The following is a 23,097-nucleotide window of genomic DNA, read 5'->3' as shown; positions in this document are numbered from 1 at the left end:
AAATGAACAAAACTCTACTGAAAATTGCCCCAGCTGTACTGGCACTGTTGCCGGGCCTGGCGATGGCGGCGCCTGCGGTCGCCGATAAAGCCGACAACGCCTTTATGATGATCAGCACCGCGCTGGTGCTGTTTATGAGTATCCCCGGAATTGCGCTGTTTTACGGCGGCCTGATCCGTGGCAAAAACGTGCTGTCCATGCTGACTCAGGTTACCGTCACCTTCGCACTGGTTTGCGTGCTGTGGGTGGTTTACGGCTATACCCTGGCGTTCGGCACGGGGGGCAGCTTCTTCGGCAGCTTCGACTGGGTGCTGCTCAAAGGCATCGAACTGAAAGCGCTGATGGGCACCTTCTATCAGTATATTCACGTTGCCTTCCAGGGTTCATTCGCCTGTATCACCGTCGGCCTGATTGTTGGCTCGCTGGCGGAGCGTATTCGCTTCTCTGCGGTGCTGATTTTCGTGGTGGTGTGGATGACCTTCTCTTATGTGCCAATCGCGCACATGGTCTGGGGCGGTGGTTTACTGGCGACCCACGGCGCACTCGACTTCGCAGGCGGTACCGTTGTACACATCAACGCCGCTGTCGCGGGCCTGGTGGGTGCATACCTGATTGGCAAACGCGTGGGCTTTGGCAAAGAAGCGTTCAAACCGCATAACCTGCCAATGGTCTTTACCGGCACGGCTATCCTGTACGTGGGCTGGTTCGGCTTTAACGCCGGTTCCGCAAGCTCCGCCAACGAAATTGCGGCACTCGCTTTCCTGAATACCGTGGTGGCGACAGCGGCTGCGATTCTGGCCTGGGTCTTCGGTGAGTGGGCGGTACGCGGTAAGCCTTCTCTGCTCGGCGCCTGTTCCGGTGCGATTGCCGGTCTGGTTGCGGTGACTCCTGCCTGTGGTTACATCGGCGTGGGTGGCTCACTGATTGTCGGTATTGCGGCAGGTCTGGCCGGTCTGTGGGGCGTCACCGCTCTGAAACGCTGGCTGCGTGTGGATGACCCGTGCGATGTGTTCGGTGTACACGGCGTGTGCGGGATTGTGGGTTGTGTCCTGACCGGTATCTTCGCATCGACTTCACTGGGGGGCGTCGGCTATGCGGAAGGCGTGACCATGGGCCATCAGGTTCTGGTACAGCTGGAAAGCATCGGTCTGACGATTGTCTGGTCTGGCGTGGTGGCCTTCGTTGGCTACAAACTGGCTGACCTGACCGTGGGCCTGCGTGTTCCAGAAGAGCAGGAACGCGAAGGTCTGGACGTCAACAGCCACGGCGAGAATGCTTACAACGCGTGATAAAAACCTGTAGGCCCGGCAAGCTACGCGCCGCCGGGCATCTACGTTTAACGCCCGGTGGCGCTACGCTTACCGGGCCTACAAAATCCTAACTCCGATTCCGCATCACGCCTTCCTGCACCGTCGACGCGACCAGCACACCCTCCTGCGTATAAAACTCACCGCGAACAAAACCGCGCGCGCTCGATGCAGACGTGCTCTCCACGCTGTACAGCAGCCATTCGTTCATATTGAACGGGCGATGGAACCACATGGAATGGTCAATCGTCGCAACCTGCATCCCTTTTTCGAGGAAGCCCACGCCGTGCGGCTGAAGGGCAACCGGCAGGAAATTAAAGTCAGACGCATAGCCCAGCAGATACTGATGCACGCGGAAATCATCGGCCACCGTGCCGTTGGCGCGGATCCACACCTGACGTTTTGGCTCTGCCACGTGGCCCTTCATCGGGTTATGAAACTCGACCGGACGAATCTCCAGCGGCTTATCACTCAGGAACTTCTCTTTTACCTGCGGGGGCAGCAGATGCGCCAACTGACGGGCAATATCCGTTTCGGATGGCAGCGAATCAGGAGCAGGGGCCTGCGGCATCTGTTTTTGATGTTCGTAGCCCGATTCCGGCGCCTGAAAAGAGGCAGTCATATAAAAAATCGGTTTACCGTTCTGGATTGCGGCCACGCGGCGGGCGCTGAAACTGTTGCCATCGCGCAGGACTTCCACGTCATACACAATCGGCTTCTGGCTGTCGCCCGGGCGTAAAAAGTAGCTGTGGAACGAATGCACCAAACGGTCAACAGGCACGGTTTCTTTAGCGGCATACAGCGCCTGACCGACGACCTGACCGCCAAATACCTGGCGTAAGCCCAGATCCTCACTTTGACCGCGGAACAATCCCTCTTCAATTTTTTCCAGATTTAACAGGGTTAGCAGATTAGAGAGAGCCTGACTCATAAATGTCCTCAAAGGTAAAAAGACCGCGTGCTGTGCGGGAATAGCCACAGTATAACGCAGTTTTCAAAGTGGTCCGATGGGTGCAATTATCTGAATAACGGCGCGATTACAGGCAAATATCTAATATCTGTGCCACACTTACTGCGTCACAAATGTTTTAACCACTCACTCTTGCGGGATTTAATCCTGTGAGTGCATGGATGATAAGGAGAACATAATGAAACTCGTGCACATGTTAAGTGGTTTAGCGGTTGCGGTTGCACTGTCTGCCTGTGCTCAAAAAAGTGCGGATATCAAGACACCTGCGCCAAGCCCGAACCCCTCTGAGGCTACACAACCTGTAATTCAGCAACCTAACGTTTCCGGTACTGCCTGGATCCGCCAGAAAGTGGCCTTGCCACCGGATGCGGTGCTGACGGTCACGCTGTCGGATGCTTCTCTGGCAGATGCGCCGTCGAAAGTGCTTGCCCAGAAAGTCACGCGTACGGAAGGAAAACAGGCGCCGTTCAGCTTCGTGCTGCCCTATAACCCGGCAGATATTCAGCCAAACGCGCGGATCCTGCTGAGTGCGGCGGTGACCATCAACGATAAACTGGTGTTCATTACCGATACAGTACAGCCGGTTATCAACAACGGGGGTACCAAAGCAGACCTGACGCTGGTGCCGGTGCAGCAAACCCCGGTGCCGGTCGCGACTGATGGAGGCGCGGCCACAACCGTGCCGTCGACTTCACCGACTCAGGTGAATCCGTCGTCTTCTGTACCTGCCCCGACGCAAATCCCATAACGTCGGTTTCCCTCCTCCTCGCGGGGGAGGGATCAGTAATTCCAGCGATACTTCTGCATATCAATTTTGCCGCTACCCGATACCTGCACACCTTCCGACAGCAGCGCCTGGCGCTGACGCTGGAGGTCTGGCCCAGTCAGGGAGATATTGCCATGGCGATTGACCACCCGATGCCACGGCAGGGTTGATCCTTCCGGTAAACGGCGCAGAACGCCACCCACTTGACGCGCTGCGCGAGGCGAACCCGCCAGGCGCGCAACGTCACCGTAGGTCGTAACTACCCCTTCCGGGATGGCCGCAACGATTTGCCACACCCGGTGCGGAAATGTATCAATGGGTTCCATAGCGCTTTCCAATTGGGAAAAGCACAGGATAAGCGACGCCCTTCAGGTTGTGAAGGCGGAGATCACTCAGGCTGCTGGAAGGTAAACTCCAGGGCCAGACCAATCACCTGCGAGGTACTCGGCGCAAATTCGTCGGGTTTGACCACCTGATTTTCGAGGAATTTCAGTTTTCTGGAGGCGGTGTTGATGATCAACTTACCGCGCAATTCCGGCAGCACTTGGGTGCAAATGGGATAGGTTACGCGGCCGGTCGCCGCGACGGGTATCCTGCGCAGGGGAATGTGGCCCACCACGCCAAGCGAGGCGAACAGCACCGCCACCGGCGTGACAAACAGTAAAGCGTTAGGGCTGACGCTAACAAAATCCAGCACCACGTTGGGGCGTATATAGTTCAGCCCCTGATGGGCAAGAGTCACTTCGTCGATAGCGGGCATTGGCAGCGTGAGTGTCAAAGGCAGTGAATTGATCATTGTCGACCCCTGAAAAAGAAGAAAGACGGATGCCCGATGGCATTAAAACAGTCTGGACACTCTCTCAGGTTTTGCTGAGAGCAAGTTCGCAATATGGAAATCTTGTTTTCACAGGACGACGGGAAAGGCACAGTCGCACAATAAACCACCATCCAGACCGTGGTGGGTTGCAATTGCCGGGCCGCACAGGGATAATGCGCCAGCGCGTTAGGAATAACGCTCTCAATGGGGGCTCTGTTGGTTCTCCCGCAACGCTACTCTGTTCACCAGGTCAGATCCGGAAGGAAGCAGCCAGGGCAGATGACGTGTGTGCCGGGATGTAGCTGGCAGGGCCCCCACCCAATTCTGGCCTTCGCCAAATTAAAATCTCCTACTGAATTTCATTAGCCTGCGCTGAAAGCCTAATCCTGTTTCTTTGCCCGCCCTGGCCATACGTCCACGCAGTTACCGGCAATCAGCGTCAGATTGAGCTGTTCGGACAATTGGCGGTCTTCTTCCGTCCAGGATTCCAGCGGCTGCCTGCCACCCCAGATCGTTATCCCATGTGGCGCATCCGGCCGATAGTTGAACTCACCCAGTTCCAGCGTCTTTCCGTTTTCGAGTTCCACGACTACCGTTTCACCTTCAACCTGATGCAACGCTCCGGTGCTATCCGTCACAAAAATCTTCATGCTTAACCTCATCTCCACTTTTTTTCAGTGTACCGCATTCCGATGCATGCCTGATAAACGCGCTATCAACCTTTAAATTTTAGTGTTACTGCGCAGTATATGAAGCAAGAATAAACAGCGTGTCATACCATTGAAATAATACTGTCATCTGACTGTCATATATTGGGCAGACAATTATTATGGGTAATTAATTATTTCAAATATATGAAAAAATTATTACTGGATTGCCTAAAGATGTTCGTGTATTAATTATGTTAATTTATTGCACGGGAAGTTTGACCATGACCACTGCGGTTTTGAATGTTAAAATTGAAAACGATTTAAAAGAGCAACTACGTCATTATGCGGAAGTCCATAACGAGACCTTAAGCGCAGCAACCCAACGTCTGCTGCAGCTGGCGCTAGAAACGGCATCAGAGGTGGGAGTATCCGAAGACGAGGTAGACAGTCAGCATACCGAAGAAGAATCATCCCCTCTTACTCCTAAAGAAATCAAAGCGATACGCAAAATTCTGAAGAAGAGAAAATGAAACAACAACTTTCAACAGCCGCTAACTACGGCGAAGCCTGTGAAATGCTCCGCTCGGGATATGTTAAGCATGTCCGCCTGAACTGGAATGTCGGCAGCGATGAGTTCTTTCGCATTGCCTCTGACTGGTGCGACACCGGCGCAAAAATTAAAAAAGACGGTGACAGCTTTATTATTTCCGTGAAAGGTTTCCCGATCCCACGCCAACATTAATATACCCGTCATACTTCAAGTTGCATGTGCGTTATCTACGCCTGCTCCCCCCAGTCACTTACTCAAGTAAGCTCCTGGGGTGAGCAGGCTTGCCGCCTTCCTGCAACTCGAATTATTTAGGGTATAAAGTTATCACTATATTGTCATATGCCTGAAACCTGAAAACAGGATCCTGTTCGGCGATAAGAAACACACAAATCATCTCATGAATCATGGACGAATTATTTTGACGCGCTAATAGCTGCTATTAGCGCGTCGCTATTTTAATAGATGATTTTTCTTGTTCGTAAATTATTCTGCTGACCGTTCAGAGAATTCCAGACGGGTTGCAGGGTGTTGAAGGCGATTCGCAGTGCTTCATCGTCCAGCGTAAACGGCAACCGTAGCCAACGGTCGAACGCCCCGGCCAGTCCAAACCGCGTCCCCGTTCCCAAATGAACCCCCACACTTTCGGCCCGCGCGGCAAACAACGTCGAGAGCATATCCGGCAACTCCACCCAGAATGAAAGGCCACCTTCCGGCTGCGCATAGCGCCACTGCGGGAAATATTCCGTCATTAATGCGCTGCACATATCCCGACGGGCGGTGAGCATCTGTCGTCTTTCCGACAGCAGGTGGTCGGCTTTTTCCAGTAGCCAGCCGGTGGCGAGCTGCTCCAGCAGCGGCGAGCCTAAATCCAGCGTATCGCGCGCCTGCACCAGTGAAGACAGCGTGCGCGATGAGGCGCGGATCCACCCCAGCCGCAAACCGCCCCAGAAACTTTTGCCCGTCGAGCCCAGCGTTATCACCGGCGCATCAGCGTTAAACGCTGCCAGCGGTGGCGGCGGTGGGGCGTTGTACCAGAGATCGACCATCGTTTCGTCAATCACCAGCGTAGTGCGCGTGCGTGCGGAAAGGTCGGCGATGCGCTGGCGAGTCGGGGCATCCATACAGCGTCCGGTTGGATTATGAAAATCCGGCATCAGATACGCCAGACGAGGTGACGTTTGCGCGAACGTGGCGGTCAGACCGTCAACGTCCCAGCCTTCCGCGGGTAGCGATACGCCAACCGGGCGGCAGGATGCGCCCTGAATAGCCGCAATCGCCAGTGGATAAGTTGGGTTATCGACCACCACCCTATCGCCTGGGCCCGTCAACAGCCGCAGTGTCAGTGCCAACCCGCTCACCGCCCCGTTCACAATCATGATTTCGTCAGCGCGCGTCGGCAAACCGCGTTCGCAATAACGCTGCGCAATGGCCTCGCGCAGCGCCGGTAAACCCTGCTGATCGTAACCGGTGCTGGCTAAATGCTGCGGCAAAAGAGAGATCGCGTGATGATAAGCCTGATGAATTTCCGGCCCGGCGCTGAGGGCGGCAGTGGATAAGTCCAGCGGCTGCACGGTGTTCATTCGGGTCGGAATCTGCGACTGCTGCGCCGGAAGAATGACCCGTGAACCGCTGCCGTGGCGGCTGACCACGTAACCTTCATCACGCAGCTGGCCCAGCGCGCTAGCAACCGTGGTGCGGCTCACGCCGAGGGCGATCGACAACTCACGTTCACCGGGCAGACGGCTGTCGAGCGGCAGGCGACCGTCGAGAATTAACAATCGCAGCGCCTCGGCCAGCTGACGCCAGAGCGGGGTGCGGGAGGCGGTTTCCTGCCAGTGGCCCAGCAGGCTCACCAGCGACTGACTACCGGAACGACGAAGAGACATAGCAGTCCACTTTTATAAAACTGGTCATTAATAATAAGTCCATTTTTAACGATGATGCCTTTTTCAGCAACTGATAATGAGGTCGTTATGCTGCGCCGTTTACTGCAACTGTACGTCGGGCTATGTCTGTACGGGATTTCCACCGGGATGTTTGTCCGTGCCAATCTGGGGGCCGATCCGTGGAACGTTTTTCATCTTGGCGTCGGCAAGGTCTTTTCGCTGGATATTGGCACGGTGATGATCCTCACCGGGGCGCTGGTGTTGCTGCTGTGGATCCCCATTCGTCAGCGTCCGGGACTGGGCACCATCAGTAATGTGATTGTGCTCGGGCTGGCGGCCAACGCCACCCTGGCGGTACTCTCCACACCGGATTCGCTCTGGCTGAAAAGCGGGCTGATGATAGCGGCGGTGGTCGTGAATGCCCTGGCCACCGGGATGTACATTGGCGCCGGTTTTGGCCCTGGGCCGCGCGATGGACTGATGACCGGGATCCACGCCCGTACCGGCTGGTCGGTTCGCGTGATCCGCACCAGTATCGAGTTGACGGTGCTGATCGTTGGCTATCTGCTGGGGGGCAGCGTGGGGATCGGCACGCTGGTTTATGCGCTGGCGATTGGCCCATTGATCCAGCTCTGTTTACCGTGGTTCCGCACGGACTCCCGCGCGCGTCCGGTGCTGAAAAAAGAGAACGTCCTGAGCTAAATTACGAAGCGCTCACAGTCAGCGGTGGGATTATCCGTTACACTGACGGCATTGCTTTCCGGATGCCGCAAATATGAAAACCACCACCCTTTACGATGTCGCCCGTGTCGCGGGCGTTTCCTATCAGACCGTTTCCCGCGTGATAAACCAGGCGGCGCACGTCTCGGCGCGCACGCGTGAAAACGTCGAGCGCGCGATGGCGGAACTCAACTATGTTCCCAACCGTGGCGCGCAGCTTCTGGCGGGAAAACGCCAGCCGACACTGGGGCTGATCAGCGCCGATCTGGCCCTGCATGCCCCGTCGCAAATTGCGTCAGCGGTGAAACAGCGCGCGGGTGAGCAGGGTTACGCGGTGCTGATTTCAATGGTCACTAACAATGCGGAAACCTGCTGCCGGGAGGCGGTGCAGGAGCTGCTGGCGCAACGCGTCGAGGGCCTGATGATCAACGTCCCGCTGGAAGATGACGTTGCGCAGCGGCTACGGGAGCTGGCCGCGCCGCTGCCGGTGCTGTTCCTTGACGTCAGCGAACAGGCGGCGGTGAACAGCCTCGTGTTCAGTCCTTCTCAGGGGGCGCAGCTTGGGGTGGCGCATCTGCTGGAGCAGGGGCATTCATGCATTGCGCTACTGGCAGGGCCTGAAACGTCCGTCTCGGCGCGTGCGCGCCTGGCGGGCTGGCAACAATCGCTCGCGGCGGCTGGGTTGACGCCATGCGCGGTGGCGCGTGGGGACTGGAGCGCGCAGTCGGGGTATGAAAAAGCCCACGGTTTATTGGCGAACGCGAACAAACCGGACGCGGTGCTGGTGGCGAACGATCAGATGGCGCTCGGCGTGCTGCGGGCCTGTGTCGAAAAAGGCATTGCGGTGCCGGGGCAACTGTCGGTTGTAGGTTATGACGATACCACCGACAGCGCGTGGTTTACGCCACCGTTGACCACGGTTCGTCAGGCGTTTCGCGACGCGGGCGAGCAGGGCGTTGACTGGCTGACGGGCGAACGCGAGGCCGACGTTCTCAGCCAGACCCGGCTGCCGGTGACGCTGGTGGTGCGTGGATCGACCGCGCCTGCTCAACAGGAACCGCTGGAGGATCTGACCCATCGTTTACACGAACTGGCGGCGCTGGCGAGCAAACTGGGCCTGCGCTGATCGCTTTGTGATCGTGCTCGCTTCTTGTCGACAGGATCCTTTACCCTTTTTGCCGAACGGTGCATGCTCACTAAAATTGTGAGCGCTTCGCAAAGAGGTTTATCTGATGACATCTGCACCTTCTCCCCTGGCTCTACAACTGGCGCGTCGTGACTGGGAAAACCCCGGCGTCACCCAATGGCATCGTTTAGCGGCCCACGCGCCGATGAACAGCTGGCGCGATCCGCTCGCGGCGCAACAAGACGCGGCGTCAGCGTCGCAAAAATCCCTCAACGGCGCGTGGCGCTTTAGCTTCTTTAGCGGCCCCGAAGCGGTGCCGGACGGCTGGCTCGACGGCGATTTGCCCGACGCCGTCGCCATGCCGGTGCCGTCGAACTGGCAGATGCAGGGTTTCGATACGCCGATTTATACCAATGTCACCTATCCCATTCCGGTCACGCCGCCGCAGGTGCCTGCCGACAATCCGACCGGCTGCTATTCCCGCGATATTGAGGTGCCGGAAAGCTGGTTAAAGCAAGGGCAGACGCGGATCGTGTTCGACGGCGTGAACTCGGCGTTTCATGTGTGGTGCAACGGCGTGTGGGTCGGGTATTCCCAGGACAGCCGCCTGCCTGCGGAATTTGATCTCAGCCAAGTACTGGTCGCCGGACGTAATCGTCTGGCGGTGATGGTGCTGCGCTGGTGCGACGGCAGCTATCTGGAAGATCAGGACATGTGGCGTATGAGCGGCATTTTCCGCGACGTCTCGCTGCTGCATAAGCCCGCGACGCGCATTGCGGATTATTATCACGTCACGGAGTTGAACGAGGATTTCAGCCGCGGCGTGCTCAAACTTAACGTGACGCTGGAAGGTGAGGCATTTAACGAAAGCGAAGTGGAAGCCGTGCTGTGGCGTGATGGCGTTGAAGTTGGTCGTCAGCGGAAGAAACCGGGCAGCGACATTGTTGATGAGCGCGGCAACTGGGCCGAACGGCTGACGCTGGCGATCCCGGTTAACGAACCAGCATTGTGGAGTGCGGAGATCCCCAATCTTTATCGACTGACGATCACCCTGTTTGACGCCGACAGGCAGGCGCTGGAAACCGAAGCCTGCGACGTCGGCTTTCGTCGGGTGGCAATTGTTGATGGCCTGCTGACGCTCAACGGCAAACCGCTGCTTATTCGCGGCGTGAATCGTCATGAACATCACCCGCAAACCGGGCAGGCCGTGGATGAAGCCACCATGCGGCAGGATATTTTGCTGATGAAGCAGAACAACTTTAACGCCGTGCGCTGCTCGCATTATCCCAACCATCCGCTGTGGTATCGGCTCTGTGACCGCTACGGCCTGTACGTGGTGGACGAAGCCAATATCGAAACCCACGGCATGGTGCCAATGAGCCGTCTGGCGGACGATCCGCGCTGGCTGCCGGCGATGAGTGAGCGTGTAACGCGGATGGTGAGCCGCGATCGCAATCATCCGTCGATCATTATCTGGTCGCTCGGCAATGAATCCGGGCACGGCGCGAACCACGATGCGTTGTATCGCTGGCTGAAAACCACCGATCCGACGCGTCCGGTGCAGTACGAAGGCGGCGGGGCGAATACTGCCGCGACCGATATCGTCTGCCCGATGTACGCGCGTGTCGATCAGGATCAGCCGTTCCCGGCGGTACCGAAATGGTCTCTGAAAAAATGGATTGGTCTGCCGGGCGAAACGCGGCCGCTGATCCTCTGCGAATACGCCCACGCGATGGGCAACAGCTTCGGCGGCTTCGCCAAATACTGGCAGGCGTTCCGCGAGTTCCCGCGTTTGCAGGGCGGTTTCGTCTGGGACTGGGTCGATCAGGCGCTGTGTAAAACCGACGCTGAGGGGCAGACGTTTTGGGCCTATGGCGGTGATTTTGGCGACACGCCGAACGATCGTCAGTTCTGCATGAACGGCCTGGTCTTCCCGGATCGCACGCCGCACCCGGCGTTGTTTGAAGCCAAACGCGCGCAGCAGTTTTTCCAGTTCCGCCTGCATTCACGTGCGCCGTTAAGCGTGGAAATCAGCAGCGAATACCTGTTCCGCCGCAGCGATAACGAACGCCTGTGCTGGTGGATATCCCGCGACGGTGAACGTCTGGCCGAAGGTGAGTGCGCACTGAATCTGGCGCCGCAGAGCAGCCAGTTGCTTGAACTGTCGGATATGACGTTGCCCGCAGGCGAGGGTGAAATCTGGCTGAACGTCGAAGTGTGGCAGGCCGATGCCACCGCCTGGTCTGAGGCCAATCATCTTTGCGCCTGGGACCAGTGGCCGCTGCCCGCGCCGCTCACCGTACCTGCCTCACGGGTTACGGGTCATGCGCCGCAGCTGGACGTGAATGAAAAAGCCTTCACCGTCTGCCACGGCAGCCAGCGCTGGGCGTTTTGCCGGGATAGCGGGCATCTGAGCCAATGGTGGCGAGACGCGCAGCCGGGGCTGCTGTCACCGGTGATGGACAATTTCACCCGCGCCCCGCTGGATAATGATATTGGCATCAGCGAAGCCACACGTATCGATCCGAATGCCTGGGTTGAACGCTGGAAGGCCGCCGGACTGTACGCCATGCAGGCGCGGCTACTGCACTGCGACGCCCGCAGTCAGGGCGATGAGGTGGTGATTCACACCCGCCACGTATGGGAGCATCAGCAGAAAGCGCTGTTTATCTCGGACAAACACTGGCGCATCGACGACCGCGGTACGCTTCATGCGGAAATCGACGTCACCGTGGCGACCGATATCCCCGAGCCAGCACGTATCGGCCTGTGCTGTCAGCTGGCAGACATTGCGCCAGAGGCATCGTGGCTGGGGCTTGGGCCGCATGAAAACTACCCGGACAGAAAGCTCGCCGCGCGCCAGGGCCGCTGGACGTTGCCGCTCGAAAAACTGCATACGCTGTATATTTTCCCCACTGAAAATGGCCTGCGCTGCGACACTCGCGAGTTGCGCTATGGCGATAATCTCTGGCAGGGCGCGTTCCATTTCGGCCTGAGCCGCTATGGTCAGCAGCAGTTGCATGCGGTGAGTCATCAGCATTTGCTGCGCGAAGAAGCAGGCTGCTGGCTGAACCTCGACGCGTTCCACATGGGCGTCGGCGGCGATGATTCGTGGAGCCCGAGCGTGTCGCCAGAATTCCTGCTGCCATCACGCGGCCTGCGTTATGCGTTCAGCTGGCGTCGCGACTAAACTTATCAACGCCGGATGCGGTCAGAAACGCTGGCCGCACCGTTCACTTCGGAGGTTATCTCATGAAGTATGTTGATGGTTTTGTCGTTGCCGTGCCTGCGGACAAAAAGGAGGCGTATATCGCGCTGGCGGCAAAGGCGGCACCGCTGTTTAAAGAGTTTGGTGCAACCCGCGTGGTGGAATGTTGGGCAGACGATGTGCCGGACGGCAAGCTGACCGATTTTCGCATGGCGGTAAAAGCCGAAGACAATGAAGAAGTGGTTTTCAGCTGGATTGAGTACCCCTCGAAAGAGGTTCGGGATGCGGCCAACGCGAAGATGATGGCCGATCCGCGGATGAAAGAGATGGGCGACAGCATGCCGTTTGATGGTAAACGGATGATTTACGGCGGCTTTGCCCCGATCCTCGACGAGTAAGCGTTGAATACGGCTGTGCGGCGTGCCGCCAGCCGTTTTACTCAGGACACTTTGGTGAACAGGTGATGTTTGTCGAGCCGTTCACCGTCGGTACGAAACACGCCATTTCCGCTGTAATGCAGGGTTTTCGGCCATTCTGGTTGAGGCTTCGCCCGCGCGGCGATCACCTCCATGACAAAGAAATTGTATCTATCCACCATCGCGTCGTCATACACGCGGCACTCAAAATTTGCGTGACACTCTGCAATCGACGGGGCTTTCACGCGCTCACTTTTTTCCTCGGTCAGCGCAAATTCTGCGAACTTGTCATGCTGGTCGCCATCGCAGTTGCCGACTTTCGCCACCGTGTCGGCAAGCGAAATATCAGGCAGATTGATGACGCATTCGCCGCTCTGGCGAATCATGTCGAAACTGATATTGCCGCCTGAAATCATCAGCCCGACCAGCGACGGCGAAAACTCAAGAATGGTGTGCCAGCCGAGGGTCATGATATTGCTCTTTCCCTGCCAGTGACTGCTGATTAGCACCACCGGTCCGGGCTCAAGCCAGTGCCGAACGTCGTGTAACGGCCAGGGTTTCTTTTGCATACGAGCGCTCCTGGGTTAGGTCCAAGAGTTAAGGGTAGCTTATTCCTTCGCGAAGTTTTCCTGCGCCCAGGTCATAAATTCCGCTTTCGGCAACGCCTTGCAGAACAGCCACCCCTGACCAAACTGCACGCCGTGATCCGCCAGCCAGCGGCGCTGCAACTCAGTTTCCACGCCTTCCGCCACCATCGCCAGCTGCAATGATTTGGCCATTTCGATGATGTGCGGGGTGACGTTTTTAAACTCCAGCGCATCGACAAACGACTTATCGATTTTGATGATGTCGACATCGAGATTTTGCAGATAGCTGAGGCTGGAATAGCCGGTGCCGAAATCATCGATGTACAGCGCATATCCCGCCTGACGTAGCTGGCTCAGGGTGCTGGCACTGTTTTTCAAATCGATAAAGCTGCGTTCAGTGAGCTCTAATGCCACTTGTGAGGGCGTTAAATGCCATTTGTTCAACTGCTGGGCGAGCTGGGCAGGCAACCGCGTAGTGATCAAATCCTGCGGATCGAGATTGATCGAGACATGCTGGTCCGGATGCTGCTTCAGCCATGGGCCCAAATCCTCAAACACTTTTTCGACGATGAGGCCGGTCAGGCGGGTAATCAGCCCGGTCTGCTCGGCCAGCGGCACGAAAATTTCTGGTGACAAAAAGGTGCCGTCCGGCTGCCGCCAGCGGGCCAGCGCTTCCGCCCCCACGATGCGCCCCGAGCGTAACGAGACAATCGGCTGATAATAGACGTCGAGGCTGCGGGCGTTGATGGCGTCGAGCATCCGGTGATAGGGCGATTGCAGATTGCGCACCATGCGCAAAATCAGTAGCGACGCGAGCACGCTGATTAACACGCCGAGCGGCAGCCAGAGCAGCAATTGCTGGTGCCATTTGTCGGTTAGCGGCGCCATAGGGGCCCAGACCACCTGCGACAGGCCGATATCCGGGTAGTCGAGCATGTTGTACAGCATGCCGTTATGCTCGAAAGTCTGCTCGCCGCTGCGGCGTGCTTGCTCCCAGAGTTTCAGATCGAAGGGGGCGGTTTGGGCGACGATGCCGTGGCTCAGGCTACCAATCAGCACGGTGTTGATAGTCCAGGACGCAAACGGGACGACGTCAACAAACGACGCCGGATCGGTCATTACCATATGGCGTTGGCTCGCCAGCGCGACCATGAAATGTTTGATACCCAAATCGTTGTTGTCGGTCAGCCATACCCGATAGCCGTCCGGCGTCTGGCGATTGGTGGGCGGAAACTGCATGTCTCTGCTGTGGCTTTCCAGCGATGAGCACTGCGGCTTGATGCCATTGAGCGCGATAATTTCTTGTACGTCGCGGTGGGTATATGACGCGCGGCGCATCGCCTGCAAATGGGCTTCGCTACAAGCTGGGCCCTGAAATGCATCGACGACTTTGAGGGCTGATTTAGCCTGTTCCACCACCAGATGCGAGCGCAAAATGACGCGTTCGCCATAGTTATTCAGATCGCGGGTAAACTCTTTTTCTGCCTGATAATGCGCGAGCCACACGCTGAGCGTGACCGGCAATAAGACCGAAAGGATGAGCACGCCCACGACCAGACTGACCGTGCTTTTAGATGTCATGGGCTTGCTTTCCTTTCAGCGCTGAATTCGTCATGTTCTGCCAATTATATGCAATGATAGGGTTAACTGTCTTTTTTCAAAGGACAAATTTGGGAAGCCCCGATGAAAAAAAATGAGTTCGTCACGCAGGATCTGCTCAGCAAGATTTATCAGCAGAGTGATGCAGTCCCGCGCAAACTGCCGCCTGAACGACAGCTGGCGGAAGAATACGGCGTGTCGCGCTTTACGGTGCGTCAGGCGCTGGAAAAGCTGGCGAGTATTGGCGTCGTCAGAATTGTGCAGGGGTCGGGGTGCTGGATTAACGAACAGGCGCGAAATAATCCGCTGGTGTACAACTCGATTACCGAAAAGCGTTTCGACCAGATGCGTTACCGGATGATAAGCCTGCATAAAAAACGCCCGAATCGCGAGGAGCAACAGATATTCGGGCTAACGGATGATGATTTTATCTGGCAGTTTTGTCGTCTGCGCTATGTTGACGACAGCCCAGTGCAAATCGAGGTGTCGCGGATGCCGTCGGCGGCGTTCGCTGACCTCAATCAGCAGGTTATCGAACGATCGTTACAGCAATATGTTCTGGAAAAGGGCTATCAAATTTCGCACATGCTCACGACCTATCGGGCGGTCAACGTCACGCGGGAACAGGCGGAATTATTGGGCTGCAAAAAGGGCAGCCCGGCGATGCTCATTAACAACCGCGGCATACTGGCAGGCGGGCAGGTTTACGCCGTCAGCGACATTATCGATATCAACTACACCTGCACCTACGTGATTCCGCATAACCGCGATAACCTCGCATTCCGCCAGCAGCCGGGCTGATTACGGCGTATGCAGCGAGCCGTCGGGCAGGCGGCTTTGGGTCCATTCATGTGGGCGATAGACCACCGGATGTGCGAGGGCCAGCGCTTCGTTGAAATCGACACCAATGCCGTTGGCCTGCGGCGGATAAACGTAGCCATCTTTGACTTCCGGTGCGCCTGGGAATACCGCGTCGGTGGTCGCCGAACGGGGAATGTATTCCTGAATTGCGGCATTGTGCAGATGAATATTCAGATGCGTATTGACCGCCACGCCAATCGGCGTCATGTCGCCAGGGCCATGCCAGGCCAGACGCACACCAAAGGCCTGACACAGCACCGCCAGCTTCAGCGCCGGGGTGATCCCGCCAATCTGCGATACATGGCAGCGAATAAAATCAATCTGCCGGTTCACAATCACGTCGTGCCATTCCGCAGGGTTGTTGAACAGCTCGCCCAACGCCAGCGGAACGCTGCTCTGCTGGCGAATTTGCGCCAGCCACGGGGTTTGCTGCGGCGGCAAAATATCTTCAATAAAGTACGGCTGGTACGGTTCCAGTTGTTTGGCTAACTGCACCGCCTGCTGCGGGAACAGACGTTCGTGGACGTCATGCAGAATATGGAAACGATGGCCGTAGCGCTCGCGTAGGGCGCGGAACATCTCCACCGTGTTGCGCATGTACTGGTCCTGATCGAACCACGCGCCGGACGAAGGGTTTTCTGGGGCATGTAATTCCGTCGGCGTGCCGCCGTAAAAGCCGAGCTGGCAGCGAATGTGGCGGTAGCCTTTTTCCAGCAGCCCGTCGACGGCGACGTACAGCTCATCCAGCGTTTCGCCGCTGGCGTGAGAATAGGCGGCGATCGCATCCCGGGATTTTCCGCCCAGCAGCTGATACAGCGGCATATTCGCCAGCCGCGCTTTGATATCCCACAGCGCCATATCGACCCCGGCCAAGGCATTGTTCATCGCCGGGCCATTACGCCAGTAGGCGTTGACGTTCATCATCTGCCAGAGATCTTCGATATTGTTGGCGTCGCGGCCCATCAGCAGCGGACGCAGATATTTATCGACCAGCGTTTTGACTGCCAGCGGGCGCTGTTGAAACGTGGCGCAGCCGAGGCCGACAACGCCTTTGTCAGTGGTAACGCGCACCGTCACCAGATTGTGGCGGTCCGGGCGGGTGATGAAGCAGTCGATAGCGGTAATAAGCGTCGGTTGCACGGAAAAAAGCTCCCTGTCTGAGACGAAAAAAGAACACGATTGATGATTTATCTTCGCCCTATTTTTAGGGGTAGGTAAACCTTTTTCTGGAATAAATATTTTGGTCTGAAATAGAGTGGTTATTGAATTAAAAACCAGACCAATTGTGCTCGGGAATAGCATTGAACGTTAATTAGATTAAGAAGTGTGAGGGCCTTCAAATTTTATTGGTTTGTTTTACGTAGTGGGCTTGATTACCATCCAGATAACCAAAACAAGAACACTTCGCAGGAGTCACTATGGGGACGCGAGACGCCATCGCCCGGATTATTCAGCTGGTCGGCGGGCAGGATAATATCAATAAAGTCTGGCACTGCATGACCCGCTTACGTTTTGATTTAATTGATGATAGCAAAATCGAACAGAGCGAAATTAAGAAGCTGCCCGGCGTGCTGGGTGCGCAATTACAAAGCGATCAGTTCCAGATAATTATCGGCCCGAAGGTGAACGGCTGGTATGAGCAATTGCAGGAAACGCTGGGTCAGCGTGATACGCCAGCTGCATCGGACGCGAAAGGACGTAAAAGCCTGGTGTCGCTGTTTATGGATACTGTCTCTGGGGTGTTTGGTCCGATTGTGCCGGCGATTGCCGGGGCCGGGATGATCAAAGGGTTACTGGCCGGATTAATCGCGCTGAAGGTGGTGTCGCCGAAAAGCGAAACGGTGATGGTCATCGACCTGATCGCCAGCGGCGTGTTCTATTTCCTGCCGTTCTTCCTGGCGGTTTCCGCGGCGAAAATCTTTAAAACCAATGAATACCTCGCGGCTGCGGTAGCGGCCTGTTTGATGTATCCGACCCTGATCGACGCGGCGAAGGCGCTGGCGACACACCAGCCGGATGCGGCTTCCGCACTGTGGTTGATGAACGCGATCCCGGTGTCGGTGTTTAACTATTCATCGAGCGTTATTCCAGTGATTTTCTCGGTACTGGCGCTGAAATACATCCATAAATGGGTCGACAGCATTATGCCGGAGGTGCTGAAAACCGTGTTCACGCCAACGCTGACGCTGTTTATCGGCGCGCTGGCGGCACTGGTGGTGATTGGTCCGATTGGCATCTGGCTGGGCAAAGGGCTGGCGCTGTTTATCGAAGGACTGTTCAGCGTCTCGGCATGCTTCGCCGGGCTGGTGGTGGGCGCGATCCGTCCGGTGGCGATCCTGACCGGGATGCATCACGCGATGACGCCGATTGCCCTGCAAAACTTCAGCGACCGCGGCTACGACATGCTGATGCCAATGATGTTTATGGCCAATATGGCGATTGCCGGGGCGACGTTTGCTATCTGGCGCTTGAGCAAGGACCGTCAGGACCGTACGGTGACGCTATCGACGGCGGTTTCGGCCCTGCTCGGCATTACCGAACCGGCGCTGTTTGGCGTGCTGACGCGATATAAAAAAGCCTTTATCGCCGCCACGATTGCCAGTTCAGTGGCCTCGGCGTTTATCGCATTCTTCGGCGTGCGTCTGTACGGCTACATTTTGTCGAGCATCTTCAGTTTACCGGCGTATATCGGCCCGTATTTTGTCTTTGCGCTGTCGGGCGTAGTGATTGCGCTGGTGCTGTCGTTTACGCTGACCACGCTGCTGGTGGGGCGCGAACAGAAGAACGCCCGGTGACGCTGCGCTTACCAGGCCTATTTTCGTAGCGTAAGCCCGTGCAAACGGAGTGCCGCCGCGCAAAATATTAAGGCCTGGATTTAGTAGGGTTGATATTGGTCATCAGATGACGTACTTTATTGTTATGTTATACTATAACAACCGAGGTTGATTATGAGAGCCGATATCCATCCACACTACCGTACCGTGGTGTTCCACGACACCAGCGCCAACGAATACTTCAAAGTCGGGTCGACCATTAAAACCGACAGGGAAATCGAACTGGACGGAGAAACCTTTCCGTACATCACCCTTGAAGTGTCGTCTAAATCGCATCCGTTCTATACCGGGAAGCAAAAAACCTTCTCGAATGAAGGCAGCATGGCGCGTTTCCGTCAGCGTTTTGGCGGTTTTCTTGATGCGAAACGAGGCTAAACATGCAGGTTCTTAATTCACTTAAAAGCGCGAAACAGCGCCACCCGGATTGTCAGATTGTCAGACGCAAAGGGCGGCTGTTCGTCATTTGCAAAACAAACCCCCGCTTTAAAGCCGTGCAGGGGCGCAAGAAAAGACGTTAACGTTTTGGCTTTCGCCAACTTTCCAGGGAAGTCCTCTGCTTGCCGTCGGCGGTAAAATTGTCGGCGGCAAGCCATTTCTGCATTGCGCCATCTACTTCAGGCCACTCCTGGTCGATAATCGAAAACCAGTCGGTGTCGCGGTTATGCCCTTTGATAACCAGCGCCTGACGAAATTGCCCTTCATATTGAAAGCCCATGCGCAGCGCAGCGCGGCGTGACGGCGCATTCAGACTGTTACATTTCCACTCATAGCGGCGATAGCCTAGGGTATCGAACGCGTAACGCATCAGCAGCCATTGCGCTTCGGTGGACATCGGCGTGCGGCTCAGCAGCGGTGAAAAATGCACGTGGCCCACTTCCACAACGCCATTTTTACTGTCGATGCGCATCAGCGCCAGCGTGCCAACCGGCTGCCCGGTCTGTTTATCGATGACGGCAAAGTGAATCGGGTCCTGCAACGTCACCACGCTTTGCACCCACGCCCGGTAGCTTTCCACGTCGGGGTCCGCCTCGCGCAGCAGCCACGTCCAGGCGCGGGTATCTTCTGCCAGTTGATAGGCGGCAAAAAGCGCGTCGGCATGTTCGACACCTAAAGGTTCGAGGCGGCACAGACGGCCTTCCAGGGTTTCACGACCCGGATGCGGGCGCGGCTGCCAGTCCGTAAGGGCTTCACCAACCGGCTGACCAAACTCATTATTCTGACTCATACTGACTCCTTGATGGACGTGTTCATGCAGAATAGGGTGTTGATGGTTCCCTAAAAAGATCCACGGGAGTATCTTCTGGTGGTACCACGAGGAGAGCCGATGAATATTCCTGATGATGCGTTTTATGGGCTGTTGGCGAAGGCCTTGCAGCTGCGCGACGGCGAAACGCTGCAGCGGACAATTTACCACGCGCTGCGCCACGCCATTCTGAAAGGGCAGCTGCAGCCGAAGAGCCGATTGCCTGGATCGCGCGCCATTGCCCAGCAGCTGCGGCTTTCGCGCAACACCATCAACGCCGCGCTGGACCAGCTGGCGACGGAAGGCTACTTGCTGCGTGACCGGCAGGGCTCGCAGGTAGCGACGCTGCCGCATTCCTCGGCGATTGATACGACCGCATCCTCGGCAATCAGCCTGCCACCGCATCTGGCGCAGCTGCCCGCGGGTACGCGTCGGGATTCGCCAGTGCTGGCGTTTACGCCGGGTACGCCTGCGGTGAACTATTTCCCGTTGCCACTTTGGCGGCGTCTACTCGACCGCGTATGGCGTGATGAAGGCAGCATGCTGTTGGGCTACGGTGATTCCGCTGGCGAAGCGTCGCTGCGGGTGGCGATCGCCCGGCATCTGGCGCTGTCACGCGGGATTGATTGTGATGCAAGCCAGGTAGTGATTACCGAAGGCGCACGCGAAGGGCTGAATTTGTGCACGCAGCTGCTGAGCGAAAGAGGCCAGCCGGTGTGGTTTGAAGACCCCGGTTATTTTGGCGCCCGCAGCGCGTTTATTTCCGCCGGATTGCCGATTCATGGCCTGCCGGTGGACGAGGAAGGCATGTGCTTTACCTCATCAGAATTGCCCGCGCCCCGGTTCATTTTCACCTCGCCTTCGCATCAGTATCCACTCGGAAATCTGATGAGCGCCCCCCGACGTCTGGCGTGGCTGGCGTTCGCCCGTCAGCACGACGCGTGGATTATTGAAGATGATTACGACAGCGAGTTTCGCTACAGCGGCGAGCCGATCCCGGCGATGCTCGGGATGGTGCCGAATGCGCCGGTGGTGTATCTCGGGACCTTCAGCAAAACGCTGTTTCCGTCGCTGCGCATTGGTTTTGTGGTGATGCCCAAAGCGCTGGCGAAATCGGTGCAGCCCGCGATTCATTCTTTGCTGCGCGGTGGGCATCGCGTGGAGCAGCGCACGCTGGCACATTTCATTGAAGAAGGGCACTACGCGCGGCATCTGGCGTCGATGCGTCGCTTGTACCGCAAGCGTCAGGCGCAGCTGCGGGCGGCCATTCAGCAGGAGCTGACGCTGCCGCATTGTATTTCGGCCGGGGAAGGCGGGATGCACCTGACGGTGAAAATCGCCGGGATTGATGACGGAAAGGTGGTGGATTTAGCGCGCCAGTTCCAGCTGGCCCCGGCGGCGCTGAGTCGTTTCTATCTTGACCCGTCTCAAGGCGAAACGGGGCTGGTGCTGGGGTACGGCAATACCTCGGCGTCGCGGTTTGTGGCCGGGATCCGTACCCTGAATCGGCTTATGACGCAGACTCGGCGCGGGTCAGAGTAAATATATCGTAGAACGACAGTTCGCCTTTGGTGGCGACCATTTTCTTTAGCTGGCTTTTCTGCGGCTCTGCCACGCGCGGCGAATGCATGATGCTGTCGATCAGCGTGTCGGGTACGAAACGGGTGTTGTACCACTCGCCGTTGTAGCAGACGCGGAAATCGAGCACGTCGATATCTTCGTAACGGTAGCGCGGGGCCACGTCAAAAAAGAAAAATCCATTCATCACGATGAACAACACCACCAATAGCCATTGGGAATCCGCCAGCGTTTCCGAGCGGTACATGACAATCCAGGTGGCGAGGAAGCCGAGATACATGGCGATAAACAGCCCTGGGAAGCGGCGGATAAAGCTGATGCTGAAGCGCGGACGGTTGTCACGCTTCTCGATGCTGTTCAGCTCGTTGATGGTGCGGGTGAGCAGTTGTTGGATTTCGGACATCTGCGCCTTCTGTTATGCCTGAATCGGGGGATGCCCCATTTTATGTTGCGTCAATTCAGGCGAAAAGTAACAGTTCAGTGACAGAAAAGCATAACAGTCAGGAGAGCATTTTGATTATCTTCGCCGGATTGCCGCCCACCACCGCATTGGCCGGGACATCTTTGACTACCACCGCACCGGAGGCAATCACTGCATTATCGCCGATAGTGACTCCCGGATTAATGATAGCCCTGCCGCCAATCCAGACGCTGTTGCCAATCGTCACCGGTTTTCCATATTCCGCCCCGCTATTTCGTTCGTCGGCATCGAGCGGATGGGTGGCGGTATAAATATGTACGCCGGGGGCGAGCATGCAGTTATCGCCAATTTGAATCGGACAGACGTCCAGCATCACGCAGTCGAAATTAGCGTAAAAGTTTTGGCCGAGGAAAATGTTGTAACCGTAGTCGCAGCGGAAAGTGGGTTCAATATATGCGTCTTCAGCCCGCCCGAGCAGTTCCCCCAGCAAACGGGAACGTAGCGCTTTCTCCTCAGGCGAGGAGTGATTGTATTGATGCAGGGCATTTCTGGCGCGTAAACGGTCGGCACGGAGGGTGGTATCACCCGGACGATACAGCTCTCCGGCGATCATTTTACGTTTTTCTTCACTCATGTGATTCTCCTTTTGATCAGAGAGTCACAGTATAGGCTGTCGCGCCAATGGGGAACGTTCCCTGGCTCGGCGTGTGACTTTTATCACATTGTAATCTGTACTGTTGTCAGTAAAGAAAGTCGGGGGAGGAGGAGCATAAGCAGTGTTTATTAACGTATAAATTTCCACACAGACGATGGGATTTTATCATAGAGCTTATTCATGGTGAGTTCTGCAAGACGATGGTCCGCTGCTGAGTAAAAAACAGCCAACTCATTATCTGAGAGTTCATATTTATTCTTTTCAATAACGCGTTCTAATGTATCAAGCGTCTGACAACGTCGCAGTCGCATCAAATAATCAGTTTTTGTTAAAGGTTGATCTGACATAACTTCACCTTTTTTGATTGTAATAATTTTAACAAGAAAGACTTACAGGGTTCGTCCGGCTAAGATTGACAAAGCAACGGGAAAGTCTGTTACCAGACTTCCGCCATTTTTGCAGATCATCTGCATTAATGCCGTAGTTACTGAACAACATAAAGGTATCGTCCAGATATTCATCGATTTGCGCGATCAATTTATTGTCTTCGTTATACTTAATTTTGTAATTAAGTGCGAAGGTTGCAATATGCTCGATCAGTTCATTGAGTTGAAGATTCAGCGCCGACGTTGGGTCATTAACCCAGCCAGCTCGGTTTTCTTCAAGGTTAGCGAGACAGTCATGATACAGCGTTTCACAGAGGAATTTAAGCTGTGCGAGATCATGTCTTTTTGGCGAATACTCGTCCATAACGCATCCCCTTATGATTAATCAACAAACACCGTGTGGGATGGATACTACTGTCTGACCCGGAACATACGCTGTGAACCTGATACGGTAACTATAATCTACTCTGAAAAAGATTTCACCGCGCTATTACGAAAAATTACAATTACCGTTATT

26 protein-coding genes and 1 other RNA gene are annotated in these 23,097 nt (G+C 56.1%); 14 read left to right on the top strand and 13 right to left on the bottom strand.

Annotation, left to right across the window (positions count from 1 at the left end; all coding sequences use genetic code 11):
- The first annotated feature begins 2 nt into the window (after positions 1-2).
- Positions 3-1,289, top strand: a complete 1,287-nt coding sequence (gene amtB, locus A8O29_RS17715) for an ammonium transporter AmtB (RefSeq protein ID WP_125355515.1) — start codon at positions 3-5, stop codon at positions 1,287-1,289.
- A gap of 88 nt (positions 1,290-1,377) precedes the next feature.
- On the opposite strand, the gene tesB is transcribed toward amtB, so the two are convergent.
- Positions 1,378-2,238, bottom strand: a complete 861-nt coding sequence (tesB, locus tag A8O29_RS17710; protein ID WP_125355517.1) for an acyl-CoA thioesterase II — start codon at positions 2,236-2,238, stop codon at positions 1,378-1,380.
- Between the two features lie 217 nt (positions 2,239-2,455).
- On the opposite strand from tesB, the gene A8O29_RS17705 reads away from it, so the two are divergent.
- Positions 2,456-3,025 carry a YbaY family lipoprotein gene (locus A8O29_RS17705; protein WP_125355519.1) on the top strand — a complete coding sequence of 190 codons (570 nt, stop codon included), beginning with the start codon at positions 2,456-2,458 and terminating at the stop codon, positions 3,023-3,025.
- Between the two features lie 32 nt (positions 3,026-3,057).
- On the opposite strand, the gene A8O29_RS17700 is transcribed toward A8O29_RS17705, so the two are convergent.
- Together A8O29_RS17700 and A8O29_RS17695 are read right to left on the bottom strand one after the other, a co-directional pair.
- On the bottom strand, positions 3,058-3,369 hold the full coding sequence (locus A8O29_RS17700) for an MGMT family protein (RefSeq protein ID WP_125355521.1): 312 nt from the start codon (positions 3,367-3,369) through the stop codon (positions 3,058-3,060).
- A gap of 62 nt (positions 3,370-3,431) precedes the next feature.
- Positions 3,432-3,839: a dTDP-glucose pyrophosphorylase gene (locus A8O29_RS17695; RefSeq protein ID WP_110511680.1), complete on the bottom strand. Its 408-nt coding sequence runs from the start codon at positions 3,837-3,839 to the stop codon at positions 3,432-3,434.
- A 235-nt stretch (positions 3,840-4,074) separates the two neighbouring features.
- Here A8O29_RS17695 and ffs point away from each other — a divergent pair.
- Positions 4,075-4,171, top strand: an RNA gene (gene ffs / locus A8O29_RS17690) — signal recognition particle sRNA small type.
- 69 nt (positions 4,172-4,240) lie between these two features.
- On the opposite strand, the gene A8O29_RS17685 is transcribed toward ffs, so the two are convergent.
- Positions 4,241-4,510, bottom strand: a complete 270-nt coding sequence (locus A8O29_RS17685) for a hypothetical protein (protein WP_125355523.1) — start codon at positions 4,508-4,510, stop codon at positions 4,241-4,243.
- 281 nt (positions 4,511-4,791) lie between these two features.
- Between A8O29_RS17685 and A8O29_RS17680 the strand changes: the two genes are divergently transcribed.
- Together A8O29_RS17680 and A8O29_RS17675 are read left to right on the top strand one after the other, a co-directional pair.
- Positions 4,792-5,040, top strand: coding sequence for a hypothetical protein (locus A8O29_RS17680; protein ID WP_125355525.1), 249 nt, complete (start codon positions 4,792-4,794; stop codon positions 5,038-5,040).
- A complete protein-coding gene (locus tag A8O29_RS17675; RefSeq protein ID WP_125355527.1) occupies positions 5,037-5,252 on the top strand; it encodes a hypothetical protein in 216 nt (71 codons plus the stop codon). Before A8O29_RS17680 ends, A8O29_RS17675 begins: the two co-directional genes overlap by 4 nt.
- Before the next feature lie 263 nt (positions 5,253-5,515).
- Here A8O29_RS17675 and yczR read toward each other — a convergent pair whose 3' ends face one another.
- Positions 5,516-6,946 carry a MocR-like transcription factor YczR gene (gene yczR, locus A8O29_RS17670; RefSeq protein WP_125355529.1) on the bottom strand — a complete coding sequence of 477 codons (1,431 nt, stop codon included), beginning with the start codon at positions 6,944-6,946 and terminating at the stop codon, positions 5,516-5,518.
- 87 nt (positions 6,947-7,033) lie between these two features.
- Here yczR and yczE point away from each other — a divergent pair, with 87 nt between their 5' ends.
- The 4 genes from yczE (at position 7,034) to A8O29_RS17650 (ending at position 12,398) form a co-directional block, all read left to right on the top strand.
- The gene (gene yczE / locus A8O29_RS17665) at positions 7,034-7,648 is read left to right on the top strand and encodes a membrane protein YczE (protein WP_125355531.1); all 615 of its coding nucleotides are present in this window, start codon (positions 7,034-7,036) and stop codon (positions 7,646-7,648) included.
- 73 nt (positions 7,649-7,721) lie between these two features.
- The gene (locus tag A8O29_RS17660) at positions 7,722-8,792 is read left to right on the top strand and encodes a LacI family DNA-binding transcriptional regulator (RefSeq protein ID WP_125355533.1); all 1,071 of its coding nucleotides are present in this window, start codon (positions 7,722-7,724) and stop codon (positions 8,790-8,792) included.
- Positions 8,793-8,898: 106 nt separating this feature from the next.
- Complete coding sequence (locus A8O29_RS17655; protein ID WP_125355535.1) at positions 8,899-11,982, top strand: beta-galactosidase; 3,084 nt, start codon at positions 8,899-8,901, stop codon at positions 11,980-11,982.
- Between the two features lie 62 nt (positions 11,983-12,044).
- On the top strand, positions 12,045-12,398 hold the full coding sequence (locus tag A8O29_RS17650) for a DUF1428 domain-containing protein (RefSeq protein ID WP_125355537.1): 354 nt from the start codon (positions 12,045-12,047) through the stop codon (positions 12,396-12,398).
- A gap of 41 nt (positions 12,399-12,439) precedes the next feature.
- On the opposite strand, the gene A8O29_RS17645 is transcribed toward A8O29_RS17650, so the two are convergent.
- A complete protein-coding gene (locus A8O29_RS17645) occupies positions 12,440-12,985 on the bottom strand; it encodes a flavin reductase family protein (protein ID WP_125355539.1) in 546 nt (181 codons plus the stop codon).
- 39 nt (positions 12,986-13,024) lie between these two features.
- Positions 13,025-14,584, bottom strand: a complete 1,560-nt coding sequence (locus A8O29_RS17640) for an EAL domain-containing protein (RefSeq protein ID WP_125355541.1) — start codon at positions 14,582-14,584, stop codon at positions 13,025-13,027.
- 102 nt (positions 14,585-14,686) lie between these two features.
- Between A8O29_RS17640 and A8O29_RS17635 the strand changes: the two genes are divergently transcribed.
- Positions 14,687-15,403 carry a GntR family transcriptional regulator gene (locus A8O29_RS17635; protein WP_125355543.1) on the top strand — a complete coding sequence of 239 codons (717 nt, stop codon included), beginning with the start codon at positions 14,687-14,689 and terminating at the stop codon, positions 15,401-15,403.
- Here the strand turns inward: A8O29_RS17635 and A8O29_RS17630 are convergent, their stop codons facing one another.
- Entirely contained in the window at positions 15,404-16,603 is a 1,200-nt protein-coding gene (locus A8O29_RS17630; protein ID WP_174081387.1) for an enolase C-terminal domain-like protein, read from the bottom strand. It lies immediately after the preceding gene.
- A gap of 278 nt (positions 16,604-16,881) precedes the next feature.
- Between A8O29_RS17630 and A8O29_RS17625 the strand changes: the two genes are divergently transcribed.
- From A8O29_RS17625 to ykgO, 3 genes are all read left to right on the top strand, one after another.
- A complete protein-coding gene (locus A8O29_RS17625; protein WP_125355545.1) occupies positions 16,882-18,258 on the top strand; it encodes a PTS transporter subunit EIIC in 1,377 nt (458 codons plus the stop codon).
- Positions 18,259-18,411: 153 nt separating this feature from the next.
- Positions 18,412-18,672: a type B 50S ribosomal protein L31 gene (locus A8O29_RS17620; protein ID WP_125355547.1), complete on the top strand. Its 261-nt coding sequence runs from the start codon at positions 18,412-18,414 to the stop codon at positions 18,670-18,672.
- Between the two features lie 2 nt (positions 18,673-18,674).
- Entirely contained in the window at positions 18,675-18,815 is a 141-nt protein-coding gene (ykgO, locus tag A8O29_RS17615) for a type B 50S ribosomal protein L36 (protein ID WP_110511693.1), read from the top strand.
- Here the strand turns inward: ykgO and A8O29_RS17610 are convergent.
- Entirely contained in the window at positions 18,812-19,522 is a 711-nt protein-coding gene (locus A8O29_RS17610) for a GNAT family N-acetyltransferase (protein WP_125355549.1), read from the bottom strand. The genes ykgO and A8O29_RS17610 overlap by 4 nt on opposite strands.
- Before the next feature lie 99 nt (positions 19,523-19,621).
- Between A8O29_RS17610 and pdxR the strand changes: the two genes are divergently transcribed.
- Complete coding sequence (gene pdxR, locus A8O29_RS17605; protein WP_125355551.1) at positions 19,622-21,082, top strand: MocR-like pyridoxine biosynthesis transcription factor PdxR; 1,461 nt, start codon at positions 19,622-19,624, stop codon at positions 21,080-21,082.
- On the opposite strand, the gene A8O29_RS17600 is transcribed toward pdxR, so the two are convergent.
- From A8O29_RS17600 to tomB, 4 genes are all read right to left on the bottom strand, one after another.
- Complete coding sequence (locus A8O29_RS17600; protein WP_125355553.1) at positions 21,051-21,521, bottom strand: YlaC family protein; 471 nt, start codon at positions 21,519-21,521, stop codon at positions 21,051-21,053. The genes pdxR and A8O29_RS17600 overlap by 32 nt on opposite strands.
- A gap of 97 nt (positions 21,522-21,618) precedes the next feature.
- Positions 21,619-22,173, bottom strand: a complete 555-nt coding sequence (gene maa / locus A8O29_RS17595; RefSeq protein ID WP_125355555.1) for a maltose O-acetyltransferase — start codon at positions 22,171-22,173, stop codon at positions 21,619-21,621.
- A 149-nt stretch (positions 22,174-22,322) separates the two neighbouring features.
- On the bottom strand, positions 22,323-22,541 hold the full coding sequence (locus A8O29_RS17590) for an HHA domain-containing protein (protein WP_125355557.1): 219 nt from the start codon (positions 22,539-22,541) through the stop codon (positions 22,323-22,325).
- Between the two features lie 28 nt (positions 22,542-22,569).
- Entirely contained in the window at positions 22,570-22,944 is a 375-nt protein-coding gene (gene tomB, locus A8O29_RS17585) for an Hha toxicity modulator TomB (protein ID WP_125355559.1), read from the bottom strand.
- Between the last annotated feature and the right edge of the window lie 153 nt (positions 22,945-23,097).

It is taken from the genome of Scandinavium goeteborgense (assembly GCF_003935895.2).
In the GTDB taxonomy this organism is placed as follows: Bacteria; Pseudomonadota; Gammaproteobacteria; order Enterobacterales; family Enterobacteriaceae; genus Scandinavium; species Scandinavium goeteborgense.
This window is presented reverse-complemented; position numbering and strand designations above follow the sequence as displayed.

Excerpts from the sequence above, each read along its gene's own strand:
- A8O29_RS17635 (WP_125355543.1), top strand. The coding sequence starts at position 14,687 with ATGAAAAAAAATGAGTTCGTCACGCAGGATCTGCTCAGCAAGATTTAT.
- yczE (WP_125355531.1), top strand. The coding sequence starts at position 7,034 with ATGCTGCGCCGTTTACTGCAACTGTACGTCGGGCTATGTCTGTACGGG.
- A8O29_RS17700 (WP_125355521.1), bottom strand. The coding sequence starts at position 3,369 with ATGGAACCCATTGATACATTTCCGCACCGGGTGTGGCAAATCGTTGCG.
- ykgO (WP_110511693.1), top strand. The coding sequence starts at position 18,675 with ATGCAGGTTCTTAATTCACTTAAAAGCGCGAAACAGCGCCACCCGGAT.
- tomB (WP_125355559.1), bottom strand. The coding sequence starts at position 22,944 with ATGGACGAGTATTCGCCAAAAAGACATGATCTCGCACAGCTTAAATTC.
- A8O29_RS17625 (WP_125355545.1), top strand. The coding sequence starts at position 16,882 with ATGGGGACGCGAGACGCCATCGCCCGGATTATTCAGCTGGTCGGCGGG.
- A8O29_RS17705 (WP_125355519.1), top strand. The coding sequence starts at position 2,456 with ATGAAACTCGTGCACATGTTAAGTGGTTTAGCGGTTGCGGTTGCACTG.
- A8O29_RS17590 (WP_125355557.1), bottom strand. The coding sequence starts at position 22,541 with ATGTCAGATCAACCTTTAACAAAAACTGATTATTTGATGCGACTGCGA.
- pdxR (WP_125355551.1), top strand. The coding sequence starts at position 19,622 with ATGAATATTCCTGATGATGCGTTTTATGGGCTGTTGGCGAAGGCCTTG.
- A8O29_RS17685 (WP_125355523.1), bottom strand. The coding sequence starts at position 4,510 with ATGAAGATTTTTGTGACGGATAGCACCGGAGCGTTGCATCAGGTTGAA.
- tesB (WP_125355517.1), bottom strand. The coding sequence starts at position 2,238 with ATGAGTCAGGCTCTCTCTAATCTGCTAACCCTGTTAAATCTGGAAAAA.
- A8O29_RS17645 (WP_125355539.1), bottom strand. The coding sequence starts at position 12,985 with ATGCAAAAGAAACCCTGGCCGTTACACGACGTTCGGCACTGGCTTGAG.
- A8O29_RS17650 (WP_125355537.1), top strand. The coding sequence starts at position 12,045 with ATGAAGTATGTTGATGGTTTTGTCGTTGCCGTGCCTGCGGACAAAAAG.
- A8O29_RS17640 (WP_125355541.1), bottom strand. The coding sequence starts at position 14,584 with ATGACATCTAAAAGCACGGTCAGTCTGGTCGTGGGCGTGCTCATCCTT.
- A8O29_RS17660 (WP_125355533.1), top strand. The coding sequence starts at position 7,722 with ATGAAAACCACCACCCTTTACGATGTCGCCCGTGTCGCGGGCGTTTCC.
- A8O29_RS17695 (WP_110511680.1), bottom strand. The coding sequence starts at position 3,839 with ATGATCAATTCACTGCCTTTGACACTCACGCTGCCAATGCCCGCTATC.
- A8O29_RS17680 (WP_125355525.1), top strand. The coding sequence starts at position 4,792 with ATGACCACTGCGGTTTTGAATGTTAAAATTGAAAACGATTTAAAAGAG.
- A8O29_RS17620 (WP_125355547.1), top strand. The coding sequence starts at position 18,412 with ATGAGAGCCGATATCCATCCACACTACCGTACCGTGGTGTTCCACGAC.
- maa (WP_125355555.1), bottom strand. The coding sequence starts at position 22,173 with ATGAGTGAAGAAAAACGTAAAATGATCGCCGGAGAGCTGTATCGTCCG.
- amtB (WP_125355515.1), top strand. The coding sequence starts at position 3 with ATGAACAAAACTCTACTGAAAATTGCCCCAGCTGTACTGGCACTGTTG.
- A8O29_RS17610 (WP_125355549.1), bottom strand. The coding sequence starts at position 19,522 with ATGAGTCAGAATAATGAGTTTGGTCAGCCGGTTGGTGAAGCCCTTACG.
- A8O29_RS17675 (WP_125355527.1), top strand. The coding sequence starts at position 5,037 with ATGAAACAACAACTTTCAACAGCCGCTAACTACGGCGAAGCCTGTGAA.
- yczR (WP_125355529.1), bottom strand. The coding sequence starts at position 6,946 with ATGTCTCTTCGTCGTTCCGGTAGTCAGTCGCTGGTGAGCCTGCTGGGC.
- A8O29_RS17600 (WP_125355553.1), bottom strand. The coding sequence starts at position 21,521 with ATGTCCGAAATCCAACAACTGCTCACCCGCACCATCAACGAGCTGAAC.
- A8O29_RS17655 (WP_125355535.1), top strand. The coding sequence starts at position 8,899 with ATGACATCTGCACCTTCTCCCCTGGCTCTACAACTGGCGCGTCGTGAC.